The following is a 25,538-nucleotide window of genomic DNA, read 5'->3' as shown; positions in this document are numbered from 1 at the left end:
AGTCCGTACCACCACGACAAGCCACCATGTACCAACCCCAATCCGACTTTGCGGGCCTGTTCCATGCCTTCACCGGTGGGCCCGATGCCATTGGCCCACAACTCACCGCGATGATGCTTGAGCAGCGCGCCGACAGCCCGCTTCTCGTCTCCGCCGCGTCGGACATCGCCCTGTTTCCGGGGCGCGGCGCTGCGCCGAGCCTGGAGAGCTTTCGCAAGTCCACGCGCGGCTTCATCGAACTCACGGCGGTCTCCCACCTGCCGCTGGCCTTGGCCTACGTGGCGCGCCGCCGCGAGCTGGCGCCCGATGATCTGGCATGGCGCACACAGCTGCAAGGCCTGCTGCCGCACATCGCCCGGGTGCGGGCGGCCAACACCGAGGGCATGTGGCGCCAGCATGTGAACCTGGACGCCTTCGCGGGCCAGGAGGCGAAGATCGTGGCCATGGTGCATTACACGCTTTCCACCACCGAGGCCTACATCCAGCGCGCGCTGGCCGATGCCTCGCTGATGGACTTTGATGCGCTCGTGGTGCAGTACCTCGACCCGCCGGCTGCGGTGTCGCCCGTGTCGATGAACGCCATCATGTTCGCCACCTTCGGGCTGGCCTATGTCGACATCGCCTACCGCATCGGCGCCTGGCTGCGCGGCAGCGGCATCGATTGGGCGCGGGTGATGGTGCTGGTCAGCGGCCAGTCGGGCCGGCCCACGGCCGGGGTGACCTGGTCGTCCAACAGCATGTGCAACCTGGTCTGGCGGGTGAGCGACGGCCAGATGCCGGCCGACCGCCTCTACGTGGCGCCGCACGCGCCAGGGTTCTCGGTGGACCAGTTCAACGACACGGCTGCGCTGGCCAGCCTGGAGGTGAGCTACCGCAAGCTCTGGATGCACACCCGCACCAGCGTGGAAGTGTCTCGCCAGATGTTCGCCAACCACCCCGCCTATGTGTTCTCGCCAGCCACGGCGCAGGACATGCCGCCCATCCATGGCCTCGATGACCAGGCCGCCTGCGTGGCGCGCCTGCGCCGCATCATGGAAGACCCGCAGCAACTGCTGGTGAACTGCGTGGCCGACTATGTGATCGAGGCGCTGCAGCGCAATGGCAACCGGCCCGGCGAGGTGGCCATCCCCGGCTTCACCAACGTGGACTTCAGCGCACTGGCCTGATTTCCGGTGTGCCTTGCCCTGTTGGCAACCCTGCCTGGTGATGGTTGCCAGCGGGGCAGGGCCTGCCGGAAACTGGATCAGTCCAGGTCGTCCTGCGTGTCCGGGTCGGGAACTTCGCCCACGGCCTCGCGGGTGGCCTGCGCCTGTATCTCCAGCCAGGCGCAAAAGGCCTTGATCTCCGGGCGCTGCGCGCTGCGCGGCCCGACCAGCAGCCAGTAGGCCAGGGGTGAGTCCAGCCGGTGGTTGGGCAGCAGTTCCACCAGGTCGCCCGCAGCCAGGGCATCGGCAATCAGCGGCATGCGCGCCAGCGCCAGGCCCTGACCGCTCAGGGCCGCCTGCACGATCTGGTGGGCGTAGTTGAAGTACAGCCAGCGCTGGGGCTGCAGCTTGGGGTGGCCCTGGTTCTCGAACCAGCGCTGCCAGCTGAGCCATTCGAGGTGCTGGCTGCGGTGCGCGTCCCCCGCCTCGATCAGGGTGAAGCGGGCCACGTCGGCGGGTGTACGCACCGGCGGGTTGCTTTTGATGAGCCAGGGGCTGGCCACGATGGCCAGTTGCTCGCCGCACAGGCGCACCGCGCCGGGCGGCAGCGTTCCGGGCAGGCTGTAGCGCAGCGCCAGGTCCACGTCGGAGGTTTCCAGATCCACGGGCACATCGGTGGCGTCGATGCGGATGTCGATGCCCGGGTTGTCGCGCTGGAACTCTTCCATGCGCGGAATCAGCCACATCGATGCGAAGCTGGCCCAGGTGCTGATGGCCACGCTCTTGCGCCCGGCCGTCTGGCGCACCAGGCGCACCGAGGCATCCATGCGCTCAAGCGCAGGCGCCACCGCACGCTGCAACTGGGCGCCGGCGCTGGTCAGCTCCACCGCGCGCGTGTGGCGCAGGAACAGGGGCACGCCCACTTCGTCCTCCAGTGACTGGATCTGGCGGCTCACGGCCGATTGGGTCAGGGCGAGTTCATCGGCTGCGGCGCGGAAGTTCAGGTGCCGGGCCACGGCCAGAAAAGCCCGCCAGTGGCCGACAGCCACTGGGCGGGTGCGCGAAAGGGCGGGGGTGTTCTCGGCGTTCTGCATGCGGGGTGTGAATGTTCATTCATGCGTTGGTGGCATCAATAGCGTACCGCGTTTTCATTGGACCGAAGACCGCTACAGGCGGATCATCCAGGCTCTACAACGTTTTTTCAAGCACCAAGGAGCCCACCATGTCGTCCCGCACCGTTCTGGAATCGCAACAATCCGCCATCGCCCCCGCGGCCGGCCGCGTGTTGGCCGGAAGCTGGAAGCTGGACGCGGGCCGCGCCATCACATTGAACCCGCGTGAGCGCAGTGTGCTTGAAATTTCGCAGGGCCGGGTGTGGCTTGCGGTCGGCGCAAGGCCCGGCCACACGGATCAGGGCGCGCAGGACATGGTTCTGGTCCGGGGCCAGTCCCTGGTCATCGAGCCTGGCCAGCAGGTGGTGATGGAGTCCTGGTACCTGCGGGGGGGCGCCCCCGGTGCCGTGGCCTTCTGCTGGGACAGCGTGCCAGCCACCCGCCCGGCTGCTGATCCGGCGCTGGACTGGGAGCTTGGCGTGGCGCAACCGCTGCGTGACCTGGTCTGCGCGCTTGGCCAGGGCGGGCGGGCCGTGGGGTCGGCGGTGGCCGCCACCCTGGGTGCCAGCGGCCGGCTGGTTGCCGGCCTGGTGCGGTTTGCTCTGCATCGGTTAGCGACCCAGCGTGCGCGCATGCCCGCCTGAGGAGGACAGGCCGTCACCGGTATCCGGCCGTTTTGTCGATTGATGCCGAAGTTGAATCAATCAGGGCCTTGCAATTCATTGGACGCACCGCAAGCACAGGTGCACCATAGAGGCCTATAGGGTTTACCAGGAGAAAACCATGACCGCATCGAATGTTCTGCAATTGCAAGCTTCCAGCGCCTCGGGCCGCGTTGCGGCCAAGGACGTCTGCACGCTCAAGGCTGGCGCAGCCATCAGCTTCACGCCCCGCACACCCCGGGCCCTGCGCATTACCGAAGGCCAGGCCTGGGTGACGTTGGACGACGGCCCGCACGGTGCCAGCCGCGAGGCGGCTGGAGACGTCTTCCTGCAGGCCGGCCAGACGCTGTGGGTGGCCGCCGGCCAGCACGCAGTGGTGGAGACGCTGGGCCGCCAGCGCCTGCAGTACCGCTGGACCGGCCTGGCCCCTCGCTCCGCACCTGCCTGGTGGCGCCGTGCACTGGGCGTGGCCAGCCTGCCCTCTTCGGATGGAGCCCCCTGCTGCGCCTGATGGGTGTTGGTGACCACCACGCAGGTGGTGGTGCGACGTAGAAGAGAGAGCTGAGAGCTGCTGCTGCCTGGTTCACAGGCGCTGCGGCTCTTTTTTTGTTGGCGCAACCTGCCGGGTTCCTGGGCCCCCGCTCTTCGCGAGAAGTGCGGGGGCTTTTTATTTCTGATCTACATTGCCTGAATGAAAAGCTGCCGTATGCAGTTGAGATGAAGCACTTGGCACTCGCCCACTCCCCCTGATGAAAATCCTCTTCATTCACCAGAATTTTCCCGGACAGTTCCAGCACCTGGCACCTGCCCTGGCATCGCAGGGGCACGAGGTGCTGGCCTTGACCATGACGCCGGCTGCCACGGGAGGGCAGGCGTCGTGGAATGGGGTGAGGATGGTTCCCTACATGCCTTCACGCCAGTCGACACCCGGCATCCATCCTTGGCTGGTCGACACGGAAACGAAACTCGTGCGTGGCGAGGCCGCTTTCCGGGCCTGCCTGGAATTGCAGCGCCAGGGGTTCCACCCCGATGTGGTCATCGCCCATCCGGGTTGGGGCGAGAGCCTGTTCGTCAAGGAGGTCTGGCCCGATGCCAGGTTGGCGATCTATTGCGAATTTTTCTACCAGGCGCATGGCGCAGATGTCGGGTTTGACCCGGAGTTTCCCGATGGGCCGTTTCCCCGTGCCCGCATGCGCGCAAAGAATTTCAACAACCTGCTGCATTTTGATCTGGCGGACGCCGGTATCTCGCCGACCCGGTGGCAAGCGGACGGGTTTCCCTCGCCCATGAGAGATCGCATTGCCGTCATTCACGATGGCATCGACACGGACCTGCTGGTGCCGAATCCGGCGGTCGCCCTGGCGTTCTCCACGCCCTCTGAAAAGGTGACCATCCGAAAGACCGATGAGGTCATCACATTCGTCAGCCGCGATCTGGAGCCATTGCGCGGCTACCACCGGTTCATGCGGGCCCTGCCGGAGATCCTGCAGCGCCGGCCGCACGCGCGTGTTCTTGTCGTCGGCGGTGATGGCGTCAGCTACGGTCCCAGGCCCGATCCTGCCCGGTTCGGGGCGCGCAGCTGGAAGCAGATTTTCCTGGACGAGGTCCGCGACGCCCTGGGGCCGCAGGGCATGGCGCGCGTCCATTTCCTGGGGCGCCTGTCCCATGCGGATTTCGTGTCGGTGCTCCAGATCAGCAGCGTGCATGTCTACCTCACCTACCCCTACGTGCTCAGCTGGAGTCTGCTGGAGGCGATGAGTGTGGGCTGTGCCATCGTTGCCAGTGATACCGCCCCGGTCCGGGAGGCGGTGGTGCACGACGAGACCGGGCGGCTCGTCGATTTCTTTGACCCTGGGCAATTGGCCCAGGAGGTGTGCGCGCTATTGGACGACGCGGGCGCGCGAGCGCGTCTGGGCGGGAATGCCCGGTTGTTCGCTCAGGGTAACTTTGATCTGCGCAAGGTGTGCCTGCCCCGGCAACTGCACTGGCTTCACGGCATCGCGGGCAGCCCGCTGCGCAGCTGACCGCTGGCCAGAAGAAGCGGCCGGGTTGGCTACAGCTCCAGTTCGCTGCGCAGGGCTTCGAAGGCGGCAAGGGCCGCTTCGCCATCCATTCGTTCCAGCCGCGCCAGCGCCTCGGTATCGTCCACCGAGGTGAAGGCCAGGCTGAACTGGTGAAACCTTCGCTCGGCCAGCAGCCCATGGTGCAGGACCTCCACCCCGGTGTGGCGCGGATCGTTGCGGATGCGCTCGGTGAGCTTGAGCACTTCCTTCTGTGTGCCTTCCAGTTGCTGGCAAAAACGCATGCCGTCGAAGACCAGCAGGCCGGTGATGCCCAGGCGGGCATTCTTAGCGCGGGCATGGCCGGCAATCTCGGCGACCACGCTCAGGGGTTGATCGGGTGCCAGGGTACTCACGTACAGGGCTTCGTACAGGCTGTGGGCTGGTGTCATAGGTGCGGCGCAATGTAGGGCGGCGCTGACAGACGCGCAATGTCAAAAGACATAGCAAAACCCCGCACCCTGCAAGGGCTGCAGGGACCATGGTGCGGGCCCAACATCCTCAAAAAATGCATACCGGCCGGCGCGCCAGGTGGCGGCCGGCTACCTAAAATGGCGCCACGATGAATGCCACCCTGTCGCCCCCGGCATGCCCGCCGAAATGCCATGAATGCCGCCTGCGCAAGACCGGCGCCTTCACGCCCGTGGAGCCGCAGGTGCTGGATTTCATCGAAAGCTTTCGTTCGGCCACGCTGACGGTTCCGGCCGGTGGCGCCCTGGTGCATGAAGGCCAGGTCAACGCCCGCCTGTTCACGCTCTACTCGGGCTGGGGGTTTCGCTACAAGACGTTGAGCGACGGTCGCCGCCAGATCCTGAACTTCCTGCTGCCCGGTGATCTGGTGGGTCTGCAGCAGGAATTCGGCGACCTTTCGGCGCATGGCGTCGAGGCGCTCACGGACTGCGCGCTGTGCGTTTTCCAGAACGACAGCCTGTGGGCGGTGTTCGCCGAGCACCCGCGCCTGGGTTACGACGTCACCTGGCTGGCTGCCCACGAGGAGAGCCATATGGACGACAACCTTCTGACCAACGGCCGGCGCAATGCCACCGAGCGCGTGGCCATGCTGCTCATGCACCTGTACCGTCGGCTTGACCGCGTGGGTCTGGTCGATGCCGCAGGCACGGTGGCCTTCCCGCTCAACCAGCAGCACATTGCCGATGCACTGGGCCTGTCGCTGGCGCACACCAACAAGACCCTGCGCCGGCTCGCGCTGCTCGGCCTGCACGAGCTCAAGAATGGGCGGTTGCGCCTGCTCAATACCCGTGCGCTTGAACGCATCGCCGAGTATTACGACACGCCGCCGCGCCTGCTGCCTCTGTTGTAGGCGCGCAGGCGGAGCCCTGGCGCGGCGCAGCCGATAATCCCGGTGCCTGCACGCCACCTGGCGCGCAGGCCCAATTTTTCATTTCCATGACGCAACTCGACATCCTCATCATGGCGGCCGGCAAGGGCACGCGCATGAAAAGCCGCCTTGCCAAGGTGCTGCAGCGCCTGGGCGGGCGACCGCTGCTGCACCATGTGCTGGACCAGGCGGCCCACCTGCAGGCGCGCAGCGCCACCGTGATCACCGGCCACGGCGCTGCCGAGGTGGAGGCCGCCACCCACCAGGCCGCCGCAGGTGGCGCAAAGCTGGCATTCGTGCGGCAGGAGCCGCAGCTGGGCACCGGCCATGCCGTACAGCAGGCCGTGCCGCACCTGCGCGACGACGGCACGGTGGTGGTGCTGTCGGGCGACGTGCCGCTCACCGAGGCCGACACCTTGCGCGCCCTGGTGGCGGCAGGCGGTGGCGAGCGGCTGGCGCTGCTCACCGTGACGCTGCCCGACCCCACGGGTTATGGCCGCATCCTGCGCAACGAATCTGGTGCGGTGCAGGGCATCGTCGAGCAAAAGGACGCGAGCAAGGCGCAGCGCGCCATCGCCGAGGTCTACAGCGGCATCATGGCCGTGCCCGCGCGGCTGCTGGCCCCCTGGCTGGCACGCCTGACCAATGACAACGCCCAGGGCGAGTACTACCTGACCGACATCGTCGCCATGGCCGTGGCCGATGGCGTGCCCGTGGTGGCCCACCGCATCACCGATGCCCTGCAGGTGGCCGGCGTGAACAGCCCGCTGCAACTGGCCGAGCTCGAGCGCGCCCACCAGCAGCGCCAGGCCCGGGCTCTGCTGGAGCAGGGCGTGCGCCTGGCCGACCCGGCCCGCTTCGACCTGCGCGACGACGTGCGCACCGGCGTGCGCGGCGAACTGGTGTGCGGGCAGGACGTGGAGATCGACGTCAACTGCGTCTTCACCGGCCGCGTTGAGCTGGGCGAGGGCGTGCAGATCGGCGCCAACTGCTGCATTGCCAATGCGCGCATCGCCGCGGGTGCTGTGATCCACCCCTACACCCACATCGATGGCGAGAAACTCGGTGCCAGCGTGGGCGAGGGTGCACTCATCGGCCCCTTTGCGCGCCTTCGCCCGGGCGCCCAACTGGGCCGCGAGGTGCACATCGGCAACTTCGTGGAGGTGAAAAACTCCACCCTGGCCGATGGCGCCAAGGCCAACCACCTGGCCTACCTGGGCGATGCCACGGTGGGCGAGCGCGTGAACTACGGTGCTGGCGCCATCACCGCCAACTACGATGGCGCCAACAAGCACCGCACGGTGATCGAAGCCGACGTGCACATCGGCAGCAACTGCGTGCTGGTAGCGCCCATCACCATCGGCGCAGGTGCCACGGTGGGTGGCGGCTCCACCCTCACCAAGGACGTGCCGCCCGGTTCGCTGGGCGTAGCGCGTGGCAAGCAGGTGGCGATCGCCAACTGGCATCGCCCCACGAAGCAGTCCAAGGCATGAGCTGAGCAGGAGGCCCGCGCCATGAGCGACGACGACACCCGCCAGACCGTGGAGGCCCTGCGCGCCGAGCTGGCCCGCAGCCAGCAGCAGGTGGCCGACATGGCCGCCGCGCAGGAGGAGTTTCTGCGCGCCGTCTCGCACGACCTGCGCGCGCCGCTGCGCCACGTGACTTCGTACGGCACCCTGGTGCGCGAGGTGCTCGGCGACCTGCCGGCCGATGTGGTGCAGGCGCCCGAGCTGCAGGAGGCACTGGGCTTTCTGGCCACCATGGACCAGTCGGCCCGGCGCATGGGGCTCATGATCGACGGCCTGCTGGCCATCACGCGGGCCACGCGCGCGCCGCTGCACTGCACCACAATTGCGCTGGCCGATGCCGTGGCCCAGGCGCGCACGGACCTGGCTGCGGCCGAGGCCGGGCGCGATGTGCAATGGCACCTGGCGCCCGATCTGCCCGCCCTCGACGCCGACGCCGGCCTGCTGCGCGAGTTGCTGGTGCAGGTGCTGGGCAATGCGCTCAAGTTCACGCGCGGCCAGGCGGTGGCGCAGATCCACATCGGCGCCGAGCCGCTGGCGGATGGCCGCGTGGCCGTGACCGTGCGCGACAACGGCACGGGCTTCGACCCTGCGCGCGCGGGGTCGCTGTTCGGCGTGTTCCAGCGCCTGCACCGCGAGACGGATTACGAGGGTGTGGGCGCCGGCCTGGCCCTGTGCCGGGTGATCGCGCAGCGCCATGGCGCGCAGATCACGGCCGCCGGTACGCCGGGCCAGGGCTGTGCGGTCCGCCTCGAGTGGCCGCAGCCCTGACCGATCGAGGCATGCCGAACCAGGGCCCTGGCGCCCGCCAACCCCTTCACACCCCGCAGGTCCAGGGCTGGTGCCCCGGTGCCTGGCAACCCATGGCCTCGGGCGATGGGCTGGTGGTGCGCGTGCGCCCGCCGCTGGGGCGGCTGTCCCCGCACCAGGCATGGCGCCTGGCCCGCCTGGCCCGCACGCACGGGGCGGGCATCCTGGAGCTGTCCAGCCGCGCCAATGTGCAGTTGCGCGGCGTGGACCCTGCGCGGCACACCGCGGTGCTGCGGGCCCTGGCGGGCTGCGGGCTGCTGGATGTGGACGTGCAGCGCGAGCGCCTGCGCAATGTGGTGCTGGACCCCTTGCACCGGCCCGGCGATGGCGTGCAGGCGCTGGCAACGGTGCTGCTGCAGGGGCTGGCCGAGGCCGATGGCCTGGAGGCGCTGCCCGCCAAATTCGGCTGGTCCATCGATGGCGGCCACTCGCACTGGCTGCAGGCTGTGTCCGCCGACATCCGCATGCACAGGGTTGCGGGCACGCACCCCCCGGCCTGGCGGGTACAGCCGGATGGCCTGCCCTGGGCCCTGGCCGCGGCGGGGCCCGCGCAGGCCGCTGCCGCAGGGTTGGCCCTGGCGCGGTGGTTTGCCGCGCAATGCCTGGCGCAGCGCACGGCCGGGCGGCGGCCGGCGCGCCTGGCGGCACATGCCGACGAACTGGAGCGCCTGCGGGCCGCCGCCACGCCGCACCGGCCCTGGCCCGCCGGGTTGCCCCCGGGGGTTCACTGGGTGCCCGCCACCGACGGCCAGGGCACGGATTCCACGCAGCCCGACCCGCAGCCCGGCTTCCTGCCCGGCATCGGCACGCTGGTGGGTGCGCCCCTGGGGCGCTTGCCGGCGCAGGCACTGGCCCGGCTGGCGTGGGCCTTGCGGGGCAGCGCTTGCGGCCTGCGCGTGACCCCCTGGCGCATGCTGCTGGTCGAATCGGGGGACCCGGTGGTCGGGCCGCCAGGCTTCTGGCATGCCGCGGGTCTGGGCGTGGCCGCGCACTGGGTGACCCAACCCGGCGATGCCCGCCTGCGTGTCTCCGCCTGCACGGGGGCGCCCGGGTGCCCGCAGGCCCAGGCACCCACGCAGGCACTGGCGCTGGCGCTGGCAGCCCATGTGCCGCCGCAGGCCCACCTGCACGTGGCGGGCTGCGCCAAAGGCTGTGCGCGCCAGGCCCCTGCCACGGTGACCCTGCGCGCGGAGCCCACCACCGGCGAGCCGGTTTTCGCGGTAGTGCGGCAGGGGCGCGCAGCGGACGAGGCGGTCGGCCACGTGGGGCTGTCCGCACTGCAGGACAATCCCGGCCTGTTGTTTGAAAAGAATTGATGCTGCACCGCTACGAAACCGATGGCGCCGAGATCTACCGGCAGTCTTTCGCCACCATCCGCCGCGAGGCGTCCCTGGACCGCTTCACCCCCACCGAAGAACGTGTCGTGGTGCGCATGGTCCATGCGGCCGGCATGGTCGAGCTGGCACCCCATGTGGCGTTCTCCCCCGGCATGGCCGAGGCGGCAGAGCAGGCACTGCGCCAGGGTGCCCCGGTGCTGTGCGATGTGCGCATGGTCAGCGAGGGCATCACCCGCAAGCGCCTGCCCGCCCACAACCGGGTGCTCTGCACGCTGCAGGATGAACGCGTGGCGGCGCTGGCCCAGGAAATGGGCACCACCCGCAGCGCGGCCGCAGTAGAGCTGTGGCGGCCCGACCTGGCGGGCGCAATCGTGGCCATCGGCAATGCTCCCACCGCACTGTTCCACCTGCTCAACATGCTGCAGCAACCCGGCTGCCCGCGCCCGGCGGCGATCATCGGTTGCCCGGTGGGCTTTGTCGGCGCCATGGAATCCAAGGAGGCGCTGATGCAGGACCTGCCCGTGCCCTGCATGGTCGTGCGCGGCCGCCTGGGGGGCTCGGCCATGACCGTGGCCGCCATCAACGCCCTGGCCAGCCATGCCGAGTGAGGCGATGGAGGCCGTGAAGGCCGCGCCCGGCGTCGTCTGCGTGGGCCTGGGCCCCGGTGATCCGGAACTGATGTCGGTCAAGGCCGACCGGCTGGTGCGCGGCGCACGCCACGTGGCCTTCTTCCGCAAGAAGGGGCGCCCCGGCAAGGCCCGCCAGGTGGTGGACGGCCTGCTGGCACCGGCGGCCACCGAATACCCCATGGAGTACCCCGTGACCACCGAGCTGCCCGTGGACAGCCCGCAGTACGTGGCCCAGCTCGCGGCGTTCTACGACGACTGGTGCACCCGCCTGGAAACGCTGGCCCGCACCGAGCAGGTGGTGGTGCTCTGCGAAGGCGACCCCTTCCTTTACGGCTCGTTCATGCACCTGTACACCCGGCTGCGTGAGCGCGCCGCCGTGCGCCTGGAGGTGGTGCCCGGCATTCCCGGCATGGTGGGCTGCTGGCACGCCACGGGCGAGCCCATCACCTGGGGCGACGATGTGCTCAGCGTGATGACCGGCACCCTGCCCGAGGACGAACTGGTGCGGCGCATGCAGACCGCTGACGCCTTGGTGGTGATGAAGGTGGGGCGCAATCTGCCGCGCATCCGCCGGGCCCTGCAACGCACAGGCCGGCTCGGTGCCGCCTGGCTGGTGCAGAACGGCACCACGGCCAGCCAGCAGGTGGCCAAATTGACCGAGGTGAGCGACGAGGCCTGCCCCTACTTCGCCATTGTGCTGGTGCATGGCCAGGGCCGCCGGCCGGAGGCCGCCTGGTGAGCCCGGGCCAGACCACCGGCCGCCTGACCGTGGCGGGCCTAGGGCCCGGGGCCCTCGCGCAGGTCACGCCCGAAGTGGCCGCCTCCCTGCAGGCCGCGACCGACGTGGTGGGCTACCTGCCGTATGTGGAGCGGGCCCGCGCCTTGTTGCAGGAGCGCGGTGGAACGGCCGCTGTGGTCTGGCATGCATCGGACAACCGGGTGGAGCTGGACCGGGCACGCCAGGCGCTGGCCTTGGCCGCGCAGGGGCGTCAGGTGGTGGTGGTGTCCTCCGGCGACCCGGGGGTGTTCGCCATGGCCGCAGCCGTGTTCGAGGCCATCGAGCAGGCGCCGCCCGCGCAGGCCGCCGCCTGGCAGGCGCTGGATGTGCAGGTGCTGCCCGGCATCACCGCCATGCTGGCCGCAGCGGCGCGCGCCGGTGCGCCGCTGGGCCATGACTTTTGCTGCATCAACCTCTCGGACAACCTCAAGCCCTGGCCAGTGATCGCCCGGCGCGTACAACTGGCGGCCGAGGCCGACTTCGCCATGGCGTTCTACAACCCGCGTTCGCGCAGCCGGCCCGAGGGCTTCGTGCGCCTGCTGGCCTTGCTGCGCGCGCACTGCGAGTCCACGCGGTTGATGGTCTTTGCGCGCGCCGTGTCCACCCCCGACGAGGCGCTGCACGTGTGCACGCTGGCCGACGCCGCGCCCGAGATGGCCGACATGCGCACCGTGGTGCTGGTGGGCAACAGCACCACGCGGCAGGTGGGGCGCTGGGTCTACACCCCGCGCTTCTATGGGCTGGAGGCCGCCGCGCCAGGCGCCCCGGGCAGCATGCCATGAGCGATCCAGTGCAGCACGGCGTCCACCTCCTCGGTGCGTGGGCGCGGCGGCAGCGGCGGGCGCTGCACCATCACCACCGGCAACCCCAGGGCGCGGGCGGCCAGCAGCTTGCCGCGCGTGGCCTCGCCCCCGGCGTTCTTGGCCACCAGCCAGGTGATGCCATGGGCCTGCAGCATTGCCTGGTCGTGCCCGGCGCTGAAGGGGCCGCGGCCCAGCACCACCGTGGTGTCGGCCAGCGGCAGGCTGCCCGGAGCAGGTGCGTCCACCAGGCGCAGCAGGTAATGGTGCCGGGCTTGGCCGGCAAAGGCATCCAACTGCTTGCGCCCTATGGCGAGAAAAACCCGGGCAGGCTCGTGGGGCAGCGCCTGTGCGGCCGCAGCCATGTCAGGCACGTCCACCCAGCGGTCTGTGGCCTCGGCCTGCCAGGGTGCGCGTTCCAGCGCCAGCAGCGGCGTTCCGGTGGCCTCGCAGGCAGCGCAGGCGTTGCGGCTCATCTGTGCGGCAAAGGGGTGGGTGGCATCCACCACGTGGGTGATGCCCTGGCCGCGAATGAACTGTGCGAGCCCCTGCACGCCGCCATACCCGCCGCAGCGCGTGGGCACGGGCTGCGCCACGGGGGCCTGCGTGGCCCCTGCATAGGAAAACACGGCAGGTATCCGCGCCTGTTGCAGGGCCTGCGCCAATTGGCTGGCGCCGCTGGTGCCGCCCAGCAGGAGAACATGCGTCATGGCTGATCCGTGGTTGACATTGGTGGGCCTGAACGAGGAGGGACTGGACGGGTTGGCACCGGCCGCGCGCCGGGCCATCGACCAGGCCCAGGTGATTGTCGGCGGCCCGCGCCACCTGGCGCTGGCGCAGGCCGGCGATCGCGGCCGCCCCTGGCCCGTGCCGTTCGACACCGCCCCCGTGCTTGCCCTGCGCGGGCAGCGCGTGGTGGTGCTCGCCTCGGGCGACCCGTTCTGGTTCGGTGCGGGCGGCAGCCTGGCGGTGCACCTGGCACCGCACGAATGGCGCTGCCACGCGCAGCCCTCGACATTCTCGCTGGTGGCGGCCCGCCTGGGCTGGCGCCTGGAGGCCACCGACTGCCTGGGCCTGCACGCCAGCCCGCTGCAGCAGTTGCTGCCGCGCCTGGCGCCGGGTGGGCAGTGCATCGTGCTGCTGCGCGATGGCTCCGCCGTGGCCGAGCTGGCGGGCTGGCTCACGCAAGAGGGCTGGGGCGCGAGCACGCTGTGGGTGATGGAGTCCGTGGGGGGGCCGCGCGAGCGCTGCCGCACACTGCGGGCGCACGAGGCCGAGGCCGTGCTGGCAGCCGACCCTGCCCAGGCCCCGGTGGCTGTCGCCCTGCGGGCCGCTGGCGGCCCCGCCTTGCCCCAGGTGCCCGGGCGTGCCGACGGCTGGTATGCGCACGACGGCCAGATCACCAAGGCCCCGGCCCGGGCGCTGACGCTGGCCGCCCTGGCGCCCCGGCGCGGCGAGCGGCTGTGGGACATCGGCGGGGGCTCGGGCTCCGTGGCGGTGGAGTGGTGCCTGGCTGGCGGCCTGGCCAGCAGCGTGGAGCAGCATGCGGCGCGAGTGGACAACATCCACAGCAATGCGGCGCGGTTCGGCCTGCAGCCGGCGCTGCAGGTGGTGCACGGCCTGGCGCCCGATGCGCTGCAGGGGCTGGCGCCACCCCAGGCGGTGTTTGTCGGCGGCGGCTTTGATGCCGCTCTGTTTGCCGCCTTGCGGGCCTTGATGCCCACCGGCTGCCGGCTGGTGGTCAATGCCGTGACCCTCGAGACCGAGGCCCTGCTGGTGCAGTTGCAGGCGGACCATGGTGGTCAGTTGCTGCGGCTGGAGCTGTCGAGCGCCGAACCGCTGGGGCGCATGCGCAGCTGGAAGGCCGCGCGCCCGCTGGTGCAATGGAGCTGGCAGCCGTGACGGCGCTGCTACCCCAAGCTGGTATTGCCGCCCCCGTGCATGCCTGCCTGGTGGTCGGAGTGGGCCTGCGGGCCCAGGCCACGCCTGCCGCCTTGCAGGCGCTGTGGCTGCGGGCGCAAGCCCTGTTGCCCGGACAAGCGGACTGCTTTTGCGCCGTGGCCGTGCTGCAGGGCAAGGCCACGCATCCGGCACTGGCAGACTGGCTGGGCCTTGCGTCCGCCCCGGTGCTTGCGGTACCGGTGGAGCCCATGCGCCACCAGCCCGTGGTCACGCAGTCGCCGCGCCTGCAGGCCCGCTATGGCACGGGCAGCGTGGCGGAAGCCGCTGCGCTGGCCGCCGCTGGGCCACAGGCGCAGTTGCTTGTGCCCCGCCTGGTGGCCGAGGATGGCAGCGCCACACTGGCTGTGGCACGGCGCCGCCCGGGCCCCCTCGATTGTTGTGTGGCAGCGGCAGGCTCTGGCCGTGCCGCTGCATTGACCCAAGGAGCTACGGCATGACCGTGCATTTCATCGGCGCCGGCCCTGGCGCCGCCGACCTCATCACCGTGCGGGGGCGCGACCTCATGGGCCGCTGCCCGGTCTGTCTGTACGCCGGCTCGCTGATCCCGCGCGAGCTGCTCGCGCACTGCCCGCCACGCGCGCACATCGTCAACACTGCGGCCATGGACCTCGATGCCATCATGGCCGAGATATCCGCCGCCCACGCGCGCGGCCAGGACGTGGCCCGCCTGCACTCGGGCGACCTGTCGGTCTGGTCCGCCATGGGCGAGCAGCTGCGGCGCCTGCGCGCCGCAGGCATCGACTACACCGTGACGCCGGGCGTGCCCTCTTTTGCCGCCGCTGCCGCTGCGCTGGGCGCGGAGCTCACGCTGCCCGGCCTGTGCCAGTCGGTGGTGCTGACACGCACTTCGGGCCGGGCCACTGCCATGCCAGAGGGTGAGAACCTGACCGCCTTTGCCGCCACGGGCGCGGTGCTGGCCATCCATCTGTCCATCCACCTGGCCGACAAGGTGCAGGCCGAGCTGCTGCCGCACTATGGCGCCGACTGCCCGGCCGCCATCGTCTGGCGCGCCAGCTGGCCCGACGAAACCGTCGTGCGTACCACCGTGGGCGGGCTGGCCCAGGCGGTGGCCGCCAGCATGGAGCGCACGGCGCTGATCCTGGTGGGCCGCAGTCTTCAAGCCGAGGCATTCGCCGAAAGCCGGCTCTACGCCGCCGACTACGACCGCCGCTACCGGCCCCTGGGCACGGCGCCGCGTTTTCCGGCTGTGGATATGCCTGCCGGCGCCGCGCTGGACACGGCCCGGGACCAGCCGCTGGACCAGGCCTCCAAGGCATGAGCACCAGTCCGTTCCAAGGTCTGCCGCCGGTGGCGCTGACGCTGATCGGCATCGGCACGGGCAACCCCGACCACCTCACCCGCCAGGCCACCACGGCCATGAACGCGGCCGATCTGATCCTGCTGCCGCACAAGGGCGAGGACAAGGCCGAACTCGCCGCACTGCGCCAGTCGCTGTGCGACGAGGTGCTGGTGGCGCCCGCACCGCGCATCGCCGGTTTCGACATGCCGCTGCGCCGCAGCCAGGGCGACGACTACCTGGCCCAGGTCGACGAATGGCATGCTGCCATCGCCCGCTGCTGGCATGCCGCCATCGCTCAGGCCCTGGGTGCGCCCGCTGCCGGCGACGCGCCTGCGCCCAAGGTCCTGCGCGTCGCCCTGCTGGTGTGGGGAGACCCGGCCTTGTACGACAGCACGCTGCGCATTGCGGCACGCATGCAGCCCGCCCCGGTGCGTGTGGACGTGGTGGCCGGCATCACCTCGGTGCAGGCGCTGGCCGCCGCCCATGCGGTGCCGCTCAACGACATTGGCCAGCCCTTCGTGGTGACCACCGGCCGGCAACTGCGCGAGCAGGGCTGGCCTGCAGGCGTGGACACAGCCGTGGTGATGCTCGACGGGCAGTGCAGCTTCATGGGATTGCCCCCCGAAGGCCTGCACATCTGGTGGGGCGCCTACCTGGGCATGCCCCAGCAACTGCTGGACAGCGGCCCCCTGGCCGAGGCCGGCCCGCGCATCGAGCGCACCCGCGCTGCGGCGCGCGCCCAGCATGGCTGGCTCATGGATATCTACCTGTTGCGGCGCGCATCTGGGCTGCCTGCCACCGAAGGCCCGCCGGTATCAGCGGTCTGAGGTGGCCGGTTGCGGCGCCGCAGCGGAACCCGCATCGGTCGAGCTGTCCGTGACGCGGTTGCGCCCGGCGTTCTTGGCCACGTAGAGCGCGGCGTCGGCCGCATCCATCCAGGCACGCAGCGCACCGTGCCGGGTATGCGCGGCCGCCACGCCGATGCTGGCGGTCATGCGCAGCGCCGGCATGTCGCGCAAGCGAATGGCCTCGGTCTGCGCGCGGATGCGTTCGGCCACGGCCACCGCCTCTGCCGTTTCCATGCCGGCCAGGAGAATGGCGATCTCATCGCCACCATAGCGGCCCGCGCAGTCCGTTGCGCGCACATTGCCGCGCACCACATGGGCCACCGCGCGGATCACCTCGTCGCCCACGGTGTGGCCGTGCTGGTCGTTGATCTGCTTGAAATTGTCGATGTCCATCATCAGCATGCAGGCCGCGTCCAGGCCCGTGTGGTGGCGGCGCAGCGCGGCCTCGGCCTGCTCCTGCCAGTGGCCACGGCCGTACAGGCCCGTCAGCGTGTCCACGCGGCGCAGTTCGTCGAGCAGCAGGTTCTGCTGCGACACCTTGCGGATGAGTCGGTAGCTGACCATGCTGACCGAAAGGGTGTGCAATGCCATGACCGGCAGACAGGCCAGGATGATGGGCAGGGGGCTCTCGGGCGCCCAGTGCACGCCCGTGAGCGCCGCGCTGGCTGCTCCCCCTGCGAGCATGGCCGGAATCGACCGGGCCCACAGGCCGCGGATGCCGGTGGTGATCTTGTCCACCAGGGTCAGCGTGCACAGCAGCACGCTGGGCAGCAGGCTGAAGTGCATCAGCGGCACCAGGGCCGCTGCCAGGGCCGAGTCGGCGAGCAGGTTGCGGATCTCGGCGCGGTACGGGTCAGCGCTGCGCCGTGACAGCTGGTAGGCCAGGTGGGGCCATACGAAGCACGGCAACACCATGCCCAGCCAGGCGAGGAGGGATGCTTGGCGCTGCCACAGCACCACCGCCACCACCACACCGCCCAGGCCCATGCCGAGCACGCGCAGGGGGTAAACGCGCCGGGGCATCTGTTGTTCGTAGGTGGCCATGGATGGAAATGCTGGCGCAGGCGGTTGGGCCGCTATATGAGGAGTGCACGGAGAGCTTACCTTTACCCGGCGGTAGAGGCCAGCGGGAAATGGCGTGCTTTTATGGCCCGGTTGGTGGCCCGGCTGGCCCCGTGCCCTGCGGCCGGTGCGGCCGCTACCGCGCCTGCACCGGGATGGCCGTGCTGAACTTGGCGCGTTTGGTGCTGAAGAAGGCCTTCACGTTGCGCACATTGGCGTCGCCCGTGAACAGCTGCTGCGACAGCGCCAGGTAGCCCGGCATGTCGCGCGTGTGCGCTACCAGGATGAAGTCCGGGCCGGGCGACACGCGCCAGCACTGCTGAACGGCCGGGTGCGCCACCGCGCGTGCCTCGAAGGCGTCCAGCGCCTGCGCGTCCTGCCGATCCAGCGACACTTCGACGATGCAGGCCAGGCCATGGCCCTGCACGGCGGCCAGGCGGTCCGGCTGCAGCAGGGCCACCTGCCGCTCGATCAGACCCACGTCGTGCAGCCGCTTGACCCGGCGAAGGCAGGTGGGCGGGGACACATGCACCTGCTCGGCCAGGGCCTGGTTGCTCTGGCTGGCATCAGCCTGTAGCAGGTTCAGCAGCTGCAGATCAGTGTGGTCCAGTGTGATAGGTTCCGAAACTTCCATTGTTTTGGAATTTTATTTCATTCAATGAAATTGGTGAAATTTAAGTTCATTTTTATATGAATATCAATCACTAATTCCGATGGGCGCTGCCTACCATTGCGCCACTTATCCAACAGGAGCAACAATCCATGTGCGGCATCGTCGGCGCGGTCTCCACGCGCAACATCGTTCCCATCCTTGTACAGGGCCTGCAGCGGCTTGAATACCGCGGTTATGACTCGTGTGGCGTGGCCGTGCATGCCTCCAGCCTGGACGCCACGCGCCCGGCCGGTTTGCAGCGCGCTCGCAGCACGGCCCGCGTGGCCGAACTGCTGGAGCAGGTGCAGACCGACCATGTCGATGGTGCCACCGGCATCGCCCACACCCGCTGGGCCACGCACGGCGCGCCTGCGGTGCACAACGCCCACCCCCATTTCAGCCACGGCACGGGCGATGCAGCCGGCACGCCGGGTCGCGTAGCGCTGGTGCACAACGGCATCATTGAGAACCACGAGGAACTGCGCGCCGCCCTGCAGGCCCGCGGCTATATGTTCGCCAGCCAGACCGATACCGAAGTCATCGCCCACCTGGTGGACAGCCACTACAGCGGCGACCTGTGCGAGGCCGTGCAGGCTGCGGTGGCCCAGCTGCATGGCGCCTACGCCATCGCCGTCATGCACAAGGACGAGCCGCACCGCGTGGTGGGCGCGCGGGCAGGCTCGCCGCTGATCCTGGGCGTGGGTTCGGGCACCGGCAGCTCGGTGGCGGGCGAGCACTTTCTGGCCAGCGACGCCATGGCCCTGGCCGGCGTGACCGACCAGATCGTGTACCTGGAAGAAGGCGACCTTGTGGACCTGCAACTGGGCCGCTACTGGATCATGGGCAAGGGCCGCGAGGCGCTCACCCCTGCGCAGCGCCCGGTGCGCACCGTGCAGGCGCACAGCGGCGCGGCCGAGCTCGGCCCCTACCGCCACTACATGCAAAAGGAAATCTTCGAGCAGCCGCGCGCCATTGCCGACACGCTTGAGGGCCTGGAAGGCATCGTGCCCGAGTTGTTCGACGGGGCCGACGGCACTGCCGCCTGGCGCGTGTTCAAGGAGATCGACAGCGTTCTCATCCTGGCCTGCGGCACCAGCTACTACAGCGGCTGCGCCGCCAAGTACTGGCTCGAAGAGATCGCCGGCATCCCCACCCAGGTGGAAGTGGCCAGCGAGTACCGCTACCGCACCAGCGTGCCCAACCCGCGCAGCCTGGTGGTCACCATCACCCAGTCCGGCGAAACGGCCGACACCCTGGCCGCGCTGCGCCATGCGCAGAGCCTGGGCATGCAGCACACGCTGACCATCTGCAACGTGGCCACCAGCGCCATGGTGCGCGAATGCAAGCTGGCCTACATCACCCGCGCAGGCGTGGAGATCGGCGTTGCCAGCACCAAGGCCTTCACCACGCAGCTGGCCGGGCTGTTTTTGCTCACGCTGGCGCTGGCGCAGTCCAAGGGCCGCCTCACGGCCGAGCAGGAGGCCGCCCACCTCAAGGCCATGCGCCACCTGCCCGTGGCGCTGCAGGCCGTGCTCGCGCTCGAACCCCAGGTCATCAGCTGGTCCGAGGACTTCGCGCGCATGGAGAACGCGCTGTTCCTGGGCCGGGGCCTGCACTACCCCATCGCCCTCGAAGGTGCACTCAAGCTCAAGGAGATCAGCTACATCCACGCTGAGGCCTACCCCGCCGGGGAGCTCAAGCACGGCCCCCTGGCCCTGGTCACCAGCGCCATGCCCGTGGTCACCGTGGCGCCCAACGATGCGCTGCTGGAAAAGCTCAAAAGCAACATGCAGGAAGTGCGCGCCCGCGCCGGCGTGCTCTACGTGCTGGCCGATGCCGACACCCGAATCGAGAGCAGCGAAGGCATCCACGTGATCCGCATGCCCGAGCACTACGGCCCGCTGAGCCCGCTACTGCACGTGGTGCCGCTGCAGCTCCTGGCCTACCACACGGCCTGTGCGCGCGGCACCGACGTGGACAAGCCACGCAACCTGGCCAAGAGTGTGACAGTGGAGTAACGGCGCGCCTGTCGCGGCCGCCCCCCTGACTACAACAAATAATGTCCGTCGGATGAAAGGACGGTCCGTCGGGCATGTCCTGCATTGTGAAAATCAGCGGAGCTTCTTGTCTCCGAGCGAGGCCATGAAGTCCGTTCGAGAACACCCAGTCTCATTCCACCCCCAACCGGGCCGCTTCGAGGCTTGAATCAAAAACCAGTGAACGGGGCCACGCAGGCCAGGCGGAGCCCAGACTTGGGCTGTTGGGGTCCCCGTCCTGCGCAAAGCTGCCGATACTCTGAATCATCTTTGCCGACAAGTCGAGCCGGCCCGCCTTGTTCGCCCGATTGAACGAGATGCTCGAATAGAGCGATGTCCCGAAATTGCCGAAGATGAACGGCAGGTCAAAACTGTGTGCCGCGCCATAGACCTTGTCAAAAGGCGGCGGCAGTTCATCCCAGTCAAAGCGGTAGTGCCAAACATCGGGTTGGCGAGATTTGAGCGCATTGAGCACATCATCCCGAAATGCAAAGAACCAGTTGCGGTCGAGCTCTGCGATGCGTGCGTTCAGCCCTGTCGTCGGCGCGTCCACCGGCAGGTATTGCGCAGGCACCCAATCCTCGATACGGCTGGCGGGTGGGGCGTCAGGCTGGTAGCCATGGACCCGCTTGAACACCGCGGCGTCATCGAGCAGGCGGCCGCTGGTGCCGCCAAAGGCTGGCCGAGTTGCCAGCAAGGCAGGAAATAGTTTGCTTTCGTCGCGCGTATTCCCCGCCAATACCGGCACCTTGACGTAACGGCCGGCGCGGATTGCAGCTATGGGATCCGCAGGCACGACGTATCCGTCGGGGATCGGGTTGGCAGCCGAAAGTCCCAGCGGTGCAAGCCGCCTGAGCACGGTGGTCAAGATGGCGTCGGGTGATAGCCCGCGTAGGTAGGCAGCCAGCTGCTGGGGCGTGCGCGAAGCAATGTGTGCCTCTGCTGCAGGCCGATCAGCGGCTACACCGTCGGCCAAGAGGGAATGAGTCAGTAAGGCGTTTCCTCGCGTCGCCCACACGCTGCGGGGAAGGATGGTTGCAAAGGAGCCCGGCGGCAGCGTGGCTGCCGATGAAATACCCCCGCTGAGCGCCACCAACCGGTGAAACAAGGGCGTGGGCCTGGAGACCACCATGGGCGAGGTGAGTAGCGCGTACACGTTGACCGCCCCGGCGGACTCACCCATCAACGCGACCCGGCCAGGGTCGCCGCCAAAGCCGCCGATATTGTGCTGGACGAATTCCAGCGACTTCACGATGTCGAGCAGCGCGAAGTTGCCTGAGTCGGTGGCGGCCTCACCCGTCTTCAACGGTGCAAGGTCCAGGAACCCGAAGACGCCAAGCCGGTAGGCGACCGACACCACGACCGAGCCGGTAGCACGTGCCAGCGCGGCACCGTCGTACACCGGGTCCGCGGTGTAGCCGGTGATATTGCTGCCGCCGTGGACCCAAACGATGACGGGCCTCGGGGTCGACGCGGAAGCGGTGGGCGCCCAGATGTTGAGGTAGAGGCAGTCCTCCGAGCCCAATGTCTGGCCCAGCGTGCTGCCGATGGTGGCGTCGTATCGATTGTTCAAGCCCGGCCCATACAGTCGGCCTGTCTGCACGCATGCGTTCGCAAACGACGTCGCCGCACGTGGTTGCGTCCATGCGGGCGGATCCTCAGGTGCTCGCCAGCGGCGCTGCCCCACTGGCGCTGCCGCATAGGGAATACCTTTCCAGCTGTAGACGCCACCGACCGATGCATCCTCGGCGCCGACCACCGGACCAAAGGCCGTGGGTCGCTGTAGGCCCGTGTTCACGGCGGGCGTGTGGGTGCAGGCGTTGAGCGTCAACAGTGCGCCAATGGCGAGAGCCCAGCAAGTCGAGGAGGATTTCATCATGCGCTCAATCGATCTTGATGTTGGCATCACGGATCACACCGGTCCACTTGCGTGTCTGGTCGTCGATGTACGTCGCGAACTTGGCTCCGGGCGCGCCGCTGGCCTCCAGGCCCATGTCGAGCAGCTTCTGTTTAATGGTGGAGTCGTCCAGTGCCCGCAAGATGGTCGCTTGCAGCTTCGCCACCACATCCCCTGGCGTGGCGGCTGGCACCATGAAGCCGTACCACCCGGACGCGACCACCCCCTGAAAGCCCTGTTCGCGAATCGTAGGGGCTGCCGGATATAGCGCACTGCGTTTTTCGGAGGCCACGCCCAGCACCCGCAACTTGCCGGCCGCGATGTGGGGCAGCGCCGTACTGATCGCCGTCAGGGTGGCATCGAGGCGCCCCCCCAATAACTCCGAGTAGGCGACGGAATCCCCTTTCATGTGGACGTTGATGCCCTCAATGCCGGCTTCACGCAAAAGCAGTTCGCCAGCCAGGTGGGGCTGCGACCCCGCGCCAGGCGTGCCAATGTTGATGCCCCCCGGGCGGGTCTTGGCGAACGCGACCAGATCGCGCACGCCCTTTATCTGAGTCTGCGCATTGACGATCAGGAACAAGGGCGCGTGCATGGCCATCGCGATGGGGCGCAGTTGCTCGCGCTGGTAGCTCAGGCCCTTTCCGTAAAGCGCCTCGGCCGTTGCATAGGGCGCCGCCACATAGAGAACGGTGTAGCCATCGGCGGGCGCGCGCGCCACGAACTCGGTCCCCAGCCGAGTGCCCGCCCCAGGCTTGTTTTCGACGACAAACTGCTGGCCCAGGACCTTGGCCAGGTACTCGCCCAGCACTCGGGCCGAGAGGTCACTGGCCCCGCCCGCTGCGTAAGGCGAGATCAACTTGACCGGCCGCGTGGGCCAGTCCGCCTGCGCATGCGCTAGCAGGCCGGTGCCCGACGCCAAGCCGGCGGCCATCGTGGCGAGCACGGTGCGGCGCTGGAGCCGCGTTGATGCAAGGGTGTTCAAAGCCCGATGGTGCAAGGTCATGTCTGTCTCCTGTTGTGGTTGTGTCGAAGGGCGGCCGTGCTACAGACGGCGCAAGGGCGGGTATGGAAACCGGAACTCTCGGTGTCGAAGTCTGGGCTGATAGAGACGAAGGACCAGGAAGAACTCCTCTCCGGGTGGGGCGGGCAGCCAGTTGTGCGCCGGGCCCGGGTCCTCTGCCTGAATTCGGATGGAAAGGCTTCCGTCCGCACCCCTCAGCAGACCAGGCAGGCGATCGCCAACCGAATAGCGGTGCGCTGGGTTGGCCACCAGCAGGCAGTCGCTTCGCCGGTACAGCGTGAGCGACCAGAAGGCGTCCACCTCCGGCACAGCGCCTGGCTCGAAGTGCAGCTCGTAGGCGTGCGACCCGTTGAGCAGCGCGCCATCGGCGTCCACCTCCGCCGTTGGGTACATGGCCTCCTCGATGCCCAGTGCACCGATGAAGTTGCGCGCGACGCGCGCGCGCATCGCCACGTCTGCGCCCCAGTGCGTTCGCACCGCGACGGGCAGCGCCCAGCCACCCCCAAGAGCGTGCGGCTGGGCCTTCTGGCGAAGCTCCTCGTACACCAGTGGCAGTGCGTCCGCAAGAGCTCCCTCATCCACTGGCCAACACAGGCTCTCCCCCATCGGCACCGGGTTGCGGGCCAGGGCCTCGTCGATCGTGGCGCGGTAGAGCGCGGCATCCGGCGCATGCCCCGCGCGGCCATCGAGACCCGTGTCCACCCGAAAGGCGGCCTCCCCGCCGTCCAGCCGGTGCGTGGAGATCCCGCGTTGCAGCGCGGCAGCCTGTTCCAGGTCATCGGGACGATCGTCCACCAGGAGGCGTCCGATCACCCAGACATCCTCGCCCGGCGCGGCGATCACGTTGTCCACGCCGTCGGGCACCGGGCCATGCCAGGCAGGGCCATGCACCAGCGTGCGCTGGCGCCGGTTCCCGGTGGTGCGGCGCCCTACGTAAGCAAACGGGTTGGTCCATGCGTCGAGCAAGCCCAATGTCCAGTAACGCTCACCCATGTCTGGCGTGTCAATGAGCACGGGCCCTCGGGACAGATCCAGCCACGCATTGCTGAAGACGGTGTCGTTGTTGGGACTGACCACTTCGCGGTCTTCCGGCCCGATTCGGCGGTGGGTGTGGGTGAAATGGTTCATCCAGCGCATGTGCGAAGCACGGTTGTCGCTCGCGAAACCCTGAACGGGATGGCGGCGCGCCGTGGTTGCAGCGCGCATGCGCATCATCTCGAACAGCGGCAAAGTCTGCTGCACCGCAGCACGTGCGTTGCCATGCGATGGCGTCTCGGTAGTGGAGAAGGCAGGAGTCATGTTCATGCCACCACCCCGGATTCACGGAATGTGGCAATGTCGTGCGCCGAGTAACCTAACTCGGCGAGCAGTTCCGCACTGTCCGCCCCGCAATCTGGCGCCGCGGCGGGTGTGGGCCGTGGACCGCTGCCCATGCGATACGGCCGTCCCAAGGCCCGATACCCTTCGCCGTCGCTCGACGCGGAGTCCACGAAGATACCGGTAGCCATCACGTCCGCGTTGGTCAGTACATCGCGGTAAGGCCGCACTGCCCCAGCAACAATCTGGTGCTGGCTGAGCATCTGGACGGCCGCGTCGCTGGTGTAGGCCGAGAGGCATTCATCGAGCACGTGACGCAATTCGGCGCGGTGGGCAACGCGTTGCTCGTTGCTGGAGAAGCGCGAGTCTTGGACCAGTTCTTCCCGGTCCAAGGCCCGGCAAAAGCGCTTCCAATGATCCTCAACGTAGGCGGAAAGCACGATGTGGCCATCTCGCGTGGCCACGACCTCGGCTGCGGGCGCGTTGTTGGGCTGACCATGTCCGATGCGGGTGGGCTCTGGCCCGCCACCCAGGTATTCGCACCAGGTGGCCGCCTGAAGATGGAGGGCAGTCTCCAGCAGCGACACCTCCAGCGTCTCGCCCACGCCGCTGCGTTCGCGTCCATAGAGGGCCGCCAGGACGGCCTGGGCCCCCAGGTCCGCTGCAGCAGCATCGATGATCGGCACACCCACCTTTTGCGGCGGGCGATCAGCCTCACCCGTGACGGACATAAGGCCGCTCTCCGCCTGCGCCGCAATGTCGTAACCGGGGCGTTCGCTCGACGGCCCCTCGCTGCCAAAACCCGAGATCGACAGGTAGATAACCCGAGGATAACGAGCATGCACCTGCGTAGGGCCCAGGCCGAGCTTCTCGACTGCGCCCGGGCGCAGGTTTTGCACGACCACGTCGCATTGGGCGATGAGACGCCAAGCAACTTCCCGGCCCGACTCGCTCTTGAGGTCCAGCGCGATGGACCGTTTGCCCCGGTTGTAAGCCCTCACCATGGCCTCGCCATATCTCCCCACATGGCGTGCCTGATCGCCCGTCATCGGCTCGACCTTGATCACCGTGGCCCCCAAATCCGCCAGCGCCATCGCGGCACCGGGGCCTGCAATGTATTGGCCCAGATCAATGACGGAGACCCCGGCCAAGGGCGCTGCGGGTGACGTCGAAGTGTTTTCTCGGGAATAAGTCATGGCCACAACCATAGTCGTGGTCGACATTCCTGAAAAATCCATAATC

25 protein-coding genes are annotated in these 25,538 nt (G+C 68.7%); 16 read left to right on the top strand and 9 right to left on the bottom strand.

Annotated elements, in window-relative coordinates; all coding sequences use genetic code 11:
• Positions 1–26 precede the first annotated feature (26 nt).
• A complete protein-coding gene (locus tag ASE28_RS26395; RefSeq protein ID WP_057269123.1) occupies positions 27–1,166 on the top strand; it encodes a DUF5624 domain-containing protein in 1,140 nt (379 codons plus the stop codon).
• A 77-nt stretch (positions 1,167–1,243) separates the two neighbouring features.
• On the opposite strand, the gene ASE28_RS26390 is transcribed toward ASE28_RS26395, so the two are convergent.
• On the bottom strand, positions 1,244–2,239 hold the full coding sequence (locus ASE28_RS26390; protein ID WP_057201603.1) for a LysR substrate-binding domain-containing protein: 996 nt from the start codon (positions 2,237–2,239) through the stop codon (positions 1,244–1,246).
• A 128-nt stretch (positions 2,240–2,367) separates the two neighbouring features.
• On the opposite strand from ASE28_RS26390, the gene ASE28_RS26385 reads away from it, so the two are divergent.
• The 3 genes from ASE28_RS26385 (at position 2,368) to ASE28_RS26375 (ending at position 4,943) form a co-directional block, all read left to right on the top strand.
• A complete protein-coding gene (locus tag ASE28_RS26385) occupies positions 2,368–2,901 on the top strand; it encodes a DUF2917 domain-containing protein (RefSeq protein WP_057269122.1) in 534 nt (177 codons plus the stop codon).
• A 139-nt stretch (positions 2,902–3,040) separates the two neighbouring features.
• Positions 3,041–3,430 (top strand): DUF2917 domain-containing protein, encoded by a 390-nt coding sequence (locus ASE28_RS26380; protein WP_057201605.1) that lies wholly within the window; start codon positions 3,041–3,043, stop codon positions 3,428–3,430.
• A gap of 238 nt (positions 3,431–3,668) precedes the next feature.
• Positions 3,669–4,943, top strand: coding sequence for a glycosyltransferase (locus ASE28_RS26375; RefSeq protein ID WP_057269121.1), 1,275 nt, complete (start codon positions 3,669–3,671; stop codon positions 4,941–4,943).
• 29 nt (positions 4,944–4,972) lie between these two features.
• On the opposite strand, the gene ASE28_RS26370 is transcribed toward ASE28_RS26375, so the two are convergent.
• A complete protein-coding gene (locus tag ASE28_RS26370) occupies positions 4,973–5,371 on the bottom strand; it encodes a BLUF domain-containing protein (protein ID WP_057269120.1) in 399 nt (132 codons plus the stop codon).
• 170 nt (positions 5,372–5,541) lie between these two features.
• Between ASE28_RS26370 and ASE28_RS26365 the strand changes: the two genes are divergently transcribed.
• The 7 genes from ASE28_RS26365 to cobJ all read left to right on the top strand — a co-directional run bounded on the left by ASE28_RS26365 (position 5,542) and on the right by cobJ (position 12,180).
• Positions 5,542–6,300 (top strand): Crp/Fnr family transcriptional regulator, encoded by a 759-nt coding sequence (locus ASE28_RS26365; RefSeq protein ID WP_057269119.1) that lies wholly within the window; start codon positions 5,542–5,544, stop codon positions 6,298–6,300.
• Between the two features lie 86 nt (positions 6,301–6,386).
• A complete protein-coding gene (gene glmU, locus ASE28_RS26360; protein ID WP_057269118.1) occupies positions 6,387–7,811 on the top strand; it encodes a bifunctional UDP-N-acetylglucosamine diphosphorylase/glucosamine-1-phosphate N-acetyltransferase GlmU in 1,425 nt (474 codons plus the stop codon).
• A gap of 21 nt (positions 7,812–7,832) precedes the next feature.
• Positions 7,833–8,615, top strand: coding sequence for an ATP-binding protein (locus tag ASE28_RS26355; RefSeq protein WP_057269117.1), 783 nt, complete (start codon positions 7,833–7,835; stop codon positions 8,613–8,615).
• 11 nt (positions 8,616–8,626) lie between these two features.
• Positions 8,627–9,970, top strand: coding sequence for a precorrin-3B synthase (gene cobG, locus ASE28_RS26350; RefSeq protein WP_057269116.1), 1,344 nt, complete (start codon positions 8,627–8,629; stop codon positions 9,968–9,970).
• Positions 9,970–10,599: a precorrin-8X methylmutase gene (locus ASE28_RS26345; RefSeq protein ID WP_057269115.1), complete on the top strand. Its 630-nt coding sequence runs from the start codon at positions 9,970–9,972 to the stop codon at positions 10,597–10,599. Before cobG ends, ASE28_RS26345 begins: the two co-directional genes overlap by 1 nt.
• Positions 10,589–11,359: a precorrin-2 C(20)-methyltransferase gene (gene cobI / locus ASE28_RS26340; protein WP_235514403.1), complete on the top strand. Its 771-nt coding sequence runs from the start codon at positions 10,589–10,591 to the stop codon at positions 11,357–11,359. Before ASE28_RS26345 ends, cobI begins: the two co-directional genes overlap by 11 nt.
• Entirely contained in the window at positions 11,356–12,180 is an 825-nt protein-coding gene (gene cobJ, locus ASE28_RS26335) for a precorrin-3B C(17)-methyltransferase (RefSeq protein ID WP_057269114.1), read from the top strand. The genes cobI and cobJ overlap by 4 nt, the downstream gene beginning before the upstream one ends.
• Here the strand turns inward: cobJ and ASE28_RS26330 are convergent.
• Positions 12,132–12,908: a cobalt-precorrin-6A reductase gene (locus tag ASE28_RS26330; protein WP_057201613.1), complete on the bottom strand. Its 777-nt coding sequence runs from the start codon at positions 12,906–12,908 to the stop codon at positions 12,132–12,134. The genes cobJ and ASE28_RS26330 overlap by 49 nt on opposite strands.
• On the opposite strand from ASE28_RS26330, the gene ASE28_RS26325 reads away from it, so the two are divergent.
• Genes ASE28_RS26325 through cobF form a run of 4 tightly spaced genes read left to right on the top strand, consistent with a single transcriptional unit; the run spans position 12,907 to position 16,287 of the window.
• Complete coding sequence (locus tag ASE28_RS26325) at positions 12,907–14,100, top strand: bifunctional cobalt-precorrin-7 (C(5))-methyltransferase/cobalt-precorrin-6B (C(15))-methyltransferase (protein ID WP_057201614.1); 1,194 nt, start codon at positions 12,907–12,909, stop codon at positions 14,098–14,100. The two genes, ASE28_RS26330 and ASE28_RS26325, sit on opposite strands and share 2 nt — an antisense overlap.
• Positions 14,097–14,597, top strand: a complete 501-nt coding sequence (locus tag ASE28_RS26320; RefSeq protein ID WP_235514404.1) for a cobalamin biosynthesis protein — start codon at positions 14,097–14,099, stop codon at positions 14,595–14,597. Before ASE28_RS26325 ends, ASE28_RS26320 begins: the two co-directional genes overlap by 4 nt.
• Positions 14,594–15,439 carry a precorrin-4 C(11)-methyltransferase gene (cobM, locus tag ASE28_RS26315; protein ID WP_057269113.1) on the top strand — a complete coding sequence of 282 codons (846 nt, stop codon included), beginning with the start codon at positions 14,594–14,596 and terminating at the stop codon, positions 15,437–15,439. Before ASE28_RS26320 ends, cobM begins: the two co-directional genes overlap by 4 nt.
• Positions 15,436–16,287, top strand: coding sequence for a precorrin-6A synthase (deacetylating) (gene cobF, locus ASE28_RS26310; RefSeq protein ID WP_057201617.1), 852 nt, complete (start codon positions 15,436–15,438; stop codon positions 16,285–16,287). The genes cobM and cobF overlap by 4 nt, the downstream gene beginning before the upstream one ends.
• On the opposite strand, the gene ASE28_RS26305 is transcribed toward cobF, so the two are convergent.
• The gene (locus tag ASE28_RS26305) at positions 16,276–17,352 is read right to left on the bottom strand and encodes a GGDEF domain-containing protein (protein ID WP_057269112.1); all 1,077 of its coding nucleotides are present in this window, start codon (positions 17,350–17,352) and stop codon (positions 16,276–16,278) included. The genes cobF and ASE28_RS26305 overlap by 12 nt on opposite strands.
• A 154-nt stretch (positions 17,353–17,506) precedes the next feature.
• Positions 17,507–18,004, bottom strand: a complete 498-nt coding sequence (locus ASE28_RS26300; protein WP_057201619.1) for an Lrp/AsnC family transcriptional regulator — start codon at positions 18,002–18,004, stop codon at positions 17,507–17,509.
• 128 nt (positions 18,005–18,132) lie between these two features.
• Here ASE28_RS26300 and glmS point away from each other — a divergent pair, with 128 nt between their 5' ends.
• Positions 18,133–20,040, top strand: a complete 1,908-nt coding sequence (gene glmS, locus ASE28_RS26295; RefSeq protein WP_057269111.1) for a glutamine--fructose-6-phosphate transaminase (isomerizing) — start codon at positions 18,133–18,135, stop codon at positions 20,038–20,040.
• A 151-nt stretch (positions 20,041–20,191) separates the two neighbouring features.
• Here the strand turns inward: glmS and ASE28_RS26290 are convergent, their stop codons facing one another.
• The 4 genes from ASE28_RS26290 to ASE28_RS26275 are packed head-to-tail and all read right to left on the bottom strand — an operon-like array spanning position 20,192 to position 25,492.
• Entirely contained in the window at positions 20,192–21,934 is a 1,743-nt protein-coding gene (locus ASE28_RS26290) for a carboxylesterase/lipase family protein (RefSeq protein WP_235516221.1), read from the bottom strand.
• 7 nt (positions 21,935–21,941) lie between these two features.
• Positions 21,942–22,961 carry a tripartite tricarboxylate transporter substrate binding protein gene (locus ASE28_RS26285; protein WP_057269110.1) on the bottom strand — a complete coding sequence of 340 codons (1,020 nt, stop codon included), beginning with the start codon at positions 22,959–22,961 and terminating at the stop codon, positions 21,942–21,944.
• Positions 22,962–23,000: 39 nt separating this feature from the next.
• Positions 23,001–24,284, bottom strand: a complete 1,284-nt coding sequence (locus tag ASE28_RS26280; protein ID WP_235516220.1) for a DUF1254 domain-containing protein — start codon at positions 24,282–24,284, stop codon at positions 23,001–23,003.
• The gene (locus ASE28_RS26275; protein WP_057269196.1) at positions 24,281–25,492 is read right to left on the bottom strand and encodes a CaiB/BaiF CoA-transferase family protein; all 1,212 of its coding nucleotides are present in this window, start codon (positions 25,490–25,492) and stop codon (positions 24,281–24,283) included. Before ASE28_RS26275 ends, ASE28_RS26280 begins: the two co-directional genes overlap by 4 nt.
• Positions 25,493–25,538 lie beyond the last annotated feature (46 nt).

The sequence above is a fragment of the Acidovorax sp. Root219 genome, assembly GCF_001428665.1.
Lineage (GTDB): Bacteria > Pseudomonadota > Gammaproteobacteria > Burkholderiales > Burkholderiaceae_C > Acidovorax.
The sequence above is the reverse complement of the archived record's forward strand: the minus strand, read 5'-3'. Positions and strand labels throughout refer to the sequence as shown.